Annotated in this window: 7 protein-coding genes; 3 read left to right on the top strand and 4 right to left on the bottom strand. The window is 31.4% G+C overall.

The genetic code is table 11. The annotated features are described in order from the left end of the window. Positions 1–233 precede the first annotated feature (233 nt). From ACIQ56_RS13370 to ACIQ56_RS13355, 4 genes are all read right to left on the bottom strand, one after another. On the bottom strand, positions 234–1,178 hold the full coding sequence (locus ACIQ56_RS13370) for a malate dehydrogenase (RefSeq protein ID WP_397601547.1): 945 nt from the start codon (positions 1,176–1,178) through the stop codon (positions 234–236). 99 nt (positions 1,179–1,277) lie between these two features. Beyond that, positions 1,278–2,018 carry a bifunctional demethylmenaquinone methyltransferase/2-methoxy-6-polyprenyl-1,4-benzoquinol methylase UbiE gene (gene ubiE, locus ACIQ56_RS13365; RefSeq protein ID WP_397601546.1) on the bottom strand — a complete coding sequence of 247 codons (741 nt, stop codon included), beginning with the start codon at positions 2,016–2,018 and terminating at the stop codon, positions 1,278–1,280. Positions 2,019–2,021: 3 nt separating this feature from the next. Then, complete coding sequence (locus ACIQ56_RS13360; RefSeq protein WP_397601545.1) at positions 2,022–2,684, bottom strand: bifunctional adenosylcobinamide kinase/adenosylcobinamide-phosphate guanylyltransferase; 663 nt, start codon at positions 2,682–2,684, stop codon at positions 2,022–2,024. A gap of 1 nt (position 2,685) precedes the next feature. Continuing rightward, entirely contained in the window at positions 2,686–3,678 is a 993-nt protein-coding gene (locus ACIQ56_RS13355) for a M28 family metallopeptidase (protein WP_397601544.1), read from the bottom strand. Position 3,679: 1 nt separating this feature from the next. On the opposite strand from ACIQ56_RS13355, the gene surE reads away from it, so the two are divergent. Genes surE through ACIQ56_RS13340 form a run of 3 tightly spaced genes read left to right on the top strand, consistent with a single transcriptional unit; the run spans position 3,680 to position 6,158 of the window. Next, positions 3,680–4,453: a 5'/3'-nucleotidase SurE gene (gene surE, locus ACIQ56_RS13350; RefSeq protein ID WP_397601543.1), complete on the top strand. Its 774-nt coding sequence runs from the start codon at positions 3,680–3,682 to the stop codon at positions 4,451–4,453. After that, positions 4,450–5,517: a KamA family radical SAM protein gene (locus ACIQ56_RS13345; RefSeq protein WP_397601542.1), complete on the top strand. Its 1,068-nt coding sequence runs from the start codon at positions 4,450–4,452 to the stop codon at positions 5,515–5,517. The genes surE and ACIQ56_RS13345 overlap by 4 nt, the downstream gene beginning before the upstream one ends. A 14-nt stretch (positions 5,518–5,531) precedes the next feature. After that, a complete protein-coding gene (locus tag ACIQ56_RS13340) occupies positions 5,532–6,158 on the top strand; it encodes an SDR family NAD(P)-dependent oxidoreductase (RefSeq protein ID WP_397601541.1) in 627 nt (208 codons plus the stop codon). Positions 6,159–6,267: the final 109 nt, after the last annotated feature.

Raw genomic sequence — 6,267 nt, 5'->3', positions numbered from 1 at the left:
ATTTCATGATAACAAGTTTTAATCGTTTCATTCTCATTAAAAACAGGAATAATAATGCTTAAATAAATTTCTTCATTTACATTAGACAATTTTTTCTCCATTTATCTAATTCTAATAAAACAAAAAATTTCTTAAGAAATAAATTAAGAGATTTTTGTTTTACAATAGGTTCTTACTTTTATAAACTTTAGTAATTTTGATTTTAAGAAAACAATTCAAAAATATTCTCGGTATTAAATGCTATCTAAAGCTATTTTTCTAACTTCTAAATAAGCTGTATGAGCAGCTTTTAATGCCGCTTTTTCATCGGAAGAAAGATCAATTTCAAATACTTTTTCTGCACCTTTGTTTGTTAACTTAACAGGAACGCAGAGACAAGCGCCTTCTGAAATTTCATATTCGCCTTTTAATTCAACGGAACAAGGTAAAATACGTCCTTGATTTAATACAATACTTTCAACCATTGCTGTAACGCCAAAACCTGGAGCAACCCAAGCAGAAGTTCCAATAAGCTCTGTTAATTCAGCGCCCCCACGTTTTGTTCTGCTAACAACATCTGCAATTTGTTCTGCATTTAATAATTTATTTAAAGGAACGCCACCTACAGTAGCTGTGCTAATTACAGGAACCATATCTTTATCTGTATGGGCACCAATCACAATAGCAGATACATCTTTAATATGAACATTTAGAGCGCGTGCAATATTGCTGCGAAAACGAGAGGAGTCTAAAACCCCAGACATACCAATGACGCGTTCACGTGGAAAACTTGTTACTTTTTGAGCAACGGTTAACATTGCGTCTAGTGGATTTGAAACAAGAATTAAAACGCAATTTGGAGCATATTTTTTAATGTTTTCACAAACTGTCTTTACAATTCCTGCATTAATTCCAACAAGCTCTTCGCGAGTTTGCCCTGGTTTACGTGGAACTCCAGCTGTAACAACAACAACGTCGGAATCTTGCATAAGTGAGGAGTCGTCTGTAGAGGTAAAACTTGCATTAAAACCAGCAAAAGCTCCACCTTGAGCAAGATCAAGTGCACGACCTTGCGCTACATTTGGCTTAAGATCAATTAATACCAAATCACCTAATTCTTTTTGAGCACACCATTGAACAACAGATGCGCCCACATTTCCGCCAGCTCCAACAACAGTAATTTTAGGTCTTTTCAACATTTTAAAGCTCCTCAATAAAGAAACAGATAATGAAACAAAATATACTCGAAAAGAATAATGCTCGTTTTTTTTGTTTAAAACAAGTTACTCGGTTTTCTTTTAGCTTTTTTTAACTGCTTTGAAAAGTCGGGTAGCTCCTCCAAGCCATAAGGTTTGTTCAATTTCAATAAAACCAATATTTGAAAGAATTTGTTTAAATTCATTTCCAGAAGGCATTGTAGAAACACTTTTTGGGAGATATTCATACGCAGATTTATCTGATATGAATCCACCAATTTTGGGAAGAACTTTTTTAAAATAAATATCAAAAACTTTTGCAAAAAAAGTGCTTTCAGATGGAAAAAACTCCAAAACAAAAAGAGTGCCCCCTTTTTTTAATATCCTATGAAACTCTTGAAGTGCCGCTTCTCTATTGTCTACATTTCGCAAACCAAATGAAATTGTAATACAATCAGCAGAGTTATTTTCAACTGGAATTTGTTCCGCTGAAGCTTGAATAAATTGAATATCATATTGTTTTAATTTAGTTCTAATTCTTGCTTGACTAAGCATTCCTTCAGAAATATCAAAGCCAATTAAATTAGAATAATCTTTTCTCTTTCTTTTTGTATTTAATAAAACATCACCAGTGCCACAAGCAATGTCATAAAGTGTTCCATGTTTCGAATTTATCGTTGGCATGGAGCGAATCATTTTGTTGCGCCATCTTGTGTCTTGTCCTGCGGATAAAAGTCTATTTAATAGATCATAACGTTTCGATATTTTATCAAACATATTTTGAATTTGTATTGATTTTTCACTTAAAATCATTTGTTTATTTGAACTATCATTTAGAGACATGAATTACCCCAAATTATGATTATTATTTAATTCAGAAAAAATAAAGTTTTCGTTTATGATTCCCATAGGACAAAAACCATCAATAAATTTATTTTTAGCAGATTTTAAAAGTAAATTCTGCCCTGCAATACTAAAAGTGATACATTGAGATATCTCTCCTATTGCTAAATTCATTGCTCCTAAAGCTTCTCTAAAAATACGTCCTGTTTCCGAACCCGGAATAACACCTTCTCCGACTTCGTTAGAAACTACAAGTATAGGACACTTGAAATTCCAAAGTTGTTTTATAAAATGCTGAAATTCCATTTCGAGATGTTTTAAAAGCTGAATCTGTGTATAATTTTGAACACTTTTAGATATTTGCCATCCCATCCAAAGTGTTAAACAATCAATTAGGACAACATCCACCTTTTTTTCGTCGCTCAATTTAATGACTTCTTCAATTTCAATTGGATATTCAATTGTGAACCAATGATGGGGTCTTCGTTCGCGGTGTTTTTTAATTCTTAATTCCCATTCTTGTGAGTTTTCAATTTGTCCGCCAGTTGCATAAAATAAAACATTTTCCCATTTTTTTGCACAATTTTCCGCAAAAATACTTTTACCCGATTGTCCTCCACCTAAAAATAAAGATACTTTTAAATTCTTATTAGATTCCATTGTCATTTTAAATCCTTTTAGTAGAAAGAAATTGAATAATAGATTCTCCAAAATTTGCAATTGCTTCATAGGAAATAATATCGGGTGTATCTTTTTTTGTATGCCATTCCTCAACATTTTTCCAGTCTATGATATGCAGCAAAGGAATATTTAAAGATAAAAAAGGAGTATGATCATCTTCCATTAAAAAATTTGCTTCATTTATTTTTATTTTATTTGCAGACTGAATAAATGATTTTGAGTAATCACTATGAGAACCTTTTGTAATTAATAGCTCTTGATTTTTATGACCAATCATATCAATAATTAAAATTAAATTTATAGGTTTTTTTTCAAAAATAAATTTCCCGTTTTTATTTTTTGTTAATTTATTCGAAAAATCTCTTGATCCATAAGTATTATCTTGTAATTTAAGTGTATTTTCTCCATCGATCCAATTTGGCAGGACGGACTCTTCTCCATCAAAAAAAATAAAATTGATATTACATGATCCAAGCATATTTTCTTTAAATTTTGTTTTCTTTAAAACTCTTGCTAATTCCATCATTAAAATAGTAGAAGAACCGCCGTCATTTGCTCCAACAAATTTAAAATCTTTAAAATATTTTGTATCGTAATGCCCACCTATAAGGACACTACAATCGGATTTTCCTTTTAAGGTAGAAACGATATTATAACCTGTTACTTCTTTTGTTAAAAAAGCATCTTTTTGTAAACCCCCAAATTGGGGAGAGTCTGTATTTGGGATTGTTGCTTTAAATTTAATCTCACTTGTTAGCAATCCAAATTGATTTAACGTTTGCTTAAGATCCGCTGCTAATTTAGATTGGTTTTTAGAACCCATGGGGTGGGGTTCTGCAGTAAACCATTCCATTGATTTTTTTAAATTTTCTATTGAAAATTGAGGAGAATTTTGAAATGACAAAGTTGTGGCTGCTGAATTAAATATTGTAAAAAGCCCTATTAATATCGTTGTCCAAATAAATAAGGTTGGTTTCACTATGCATTTACTCCTTTGCAATGATGATGGGTATAAAGCAAAAGGCATTCAGGTTTTGGCTAATTACCTGAGTTCACTTGGGCATAAAATAACAGTTGTCGCTCCAAATGGCGAACGAAGTGCTCAATCTCACGCAATGACTTTTTATCAGCCCGTTTGTGTAACGCAAGTCTCTGAAAATGTTTATGCTGTTGATGGATCTCCTGCGGATTGTGCCGCCATTGCACTCAGTCATATTTTAAAAACAGATCCTCCCGACTTTGTTATTTCTGGAATTAACCATGGATTGAATGTGGGAATTGACGTGAATTATAGTGGAACAGTTGGGGCTGCGACAGAAGCTGCTCTAATGGGTTTTCGTGCGATTGCTGTTTCTGCCGATACGGACAGCCTAAAACCAGATTCCTTAGAAAGTCTTTTTACACAAGCAGCTCACATTGTAGATCAGGTTATTTCAAATTCGAGTTCATTGGATTGGCCTAATTTAGAGATATTAAATATAAATGTACCTCAAAAAGCAAAAAATATTGCTTTTGCCGAATGTGGTGGGGAATCTCTTTATGTTCCTCATATTGAAGAACTGATTCCAAGACAGAAAAAAAATACTAAAATTTATTTAATAGGTGGTTTAGCAAGATTCGAACCACAAGATATGTCGCAGGATGTCTCTTTAATTACTACAAATCATGTTACGTTAAGTTTTGTAAGAACGAAACAAAGTAGTTCTGGGCGTAATAAAAATTTAGAAAAGATAATTGGTTCAATAAAATTATGAATATGGAAAATAATTGGGCACGTGATTTATCAAAAGGTATTATTGATTTAGAAACTTTAAATAAACATGACCTCATAGATATAAATCAATTAGACCAATTAAAACTAGTTAAAGATAATTTTGATATCCGTGTGCCAAATTTATTTTTAAATGAAATTAAAAATAACAATAAAGAATTAGCAAAACAATTTATACCTTCAACAAACGAACTTCTTTTTTTTCCTGAAGAGCTTGAGGATCCAATAGGAGATGAAAGGTGGACTCCCGTTAAAGGAATTACACATCGTTATCCGGATCGTGTTTTATTAAAAGTAACATATATGTGTGCTTCTTATTGTCGTTTTTGTTTTAGAAGATATAAAGTTTCTAATTCTGAAAATAATTTGACACATGAAAACTTTGAAGAAGCAATCAAGTATATTAAATCAAACTCAAATATTTGGGAGGTTATTTTAACAGGTGGTGATCCTTTAACTTTAACAGATAAAGCATTAAATAATTTATTTGAACAGCTAAAAGAAATTTCACATTTAAAAGTGATTCGAATTCATTCTCGAATTCCTTCTGTTTTGCCTTCAAGAATTACTCAAAATTTAATTGATCTTTTAAAAAATACAAATAAAAGTATTTGGATTGCAGCACATATAAATAGTGTGAGTGAATTTACAAAGGAATGTAAAAATGCAATATCTTTGTTGGTTCAAAATGGAATTCCTGTTTTACTTCAATCGGTTATTTTAAAAGATATCAATGATACAGAAGAGAAATTAGTATCTTTATTAAAGACTGCGGTAGAAAATAACATAAAACCATATTATATTCATTACCCAGATCTTGCTAAAGGCACAGAACATTTTCGTATTCCTTTAAAACAAGCAATTCATTTATTAAAAAGTTTACGAGGAAAAATTTCTGGATTATGCATTCCTGAATTCATTATTGATATCCCTGGTGGAAACGGAAAAATAGTTGTAAATCCAAATACCGCAATTGAGCTTGAAAATAATCAATGGAAATTTGAAAGTCCATTAAATGGTTCGCAAATTATTGTAAAATATCCTTAGCGGAGAAATATTTAATGAGTTTATTAAAAAATTTATTTACTGATTCTGAAATTTCATTAAATGGCAAATTAGCGTTAGTCACTGGCGCAAGTTCAGGGATTGGGCTTGCAACGGCAACCTGGCTAGCTCGCGAAGGTGTAAATTTAATATTATTAGCAAGAAGAAAGGAAAGACTTGAATTATTAAAAAATGAAATTTTAACACAATTTCCTCATGTCCAAGTTAATATTGTTGTAGCTGATATCTGTGATAAAAATATCACTTCTATTTTAGAAAAAAATAATGCTCTTAATGTTGATATTTTAATTAATAATGCTGGACTTGCGAGTGGAAAAGATCCTGTAACAGACATTAAAGAAGAAGATATTACAAGCATGATAGAAACAAATGTTACTTCTTTAGTTAGGGTTACAGCAGCAGTTTCTAAAAAAATGGTAACAAAAGGGTCGGGGCATATTATTAATTTAGGAAGTATTGCTGGTCACTATACTTACGAAGGTGGTTCTGTTTATTGTGCTTCTAAATTTGCTGTTCGTGCTTTTTCTGAATCTCTACGTCAAGAATTGCATGATAAAAATGTAAGAGTTTCTTTAATATCTCCAGGAATGGTTAAAACCGATTTTAGTGTGTCCTACCAATAAGTGCATTTTACAAACAAAATGAATGCTAGTAAATTTTTTATAGAGAGTGGTTTTTGATTTTGTTGATGGTATCGAGATAATTCCAAGGCAACCAATCTTTTGGGTTTTG

Origin of the sequence: Silvanigrella sp. (assembly GCF_044369315.1) — a bacterium.
Taxonomy (GTDB): Bacteria; Bdellovibrionota_B; Oligoflexia; order Silvanigrellales; family Silvanigrellaceae; genus Silvanigrella.
The sequence above is the reverse complement of the archived record's forward strand: the minus strand, read 5'-3'. Positions and strand labels throughout refer to the sequence as shown.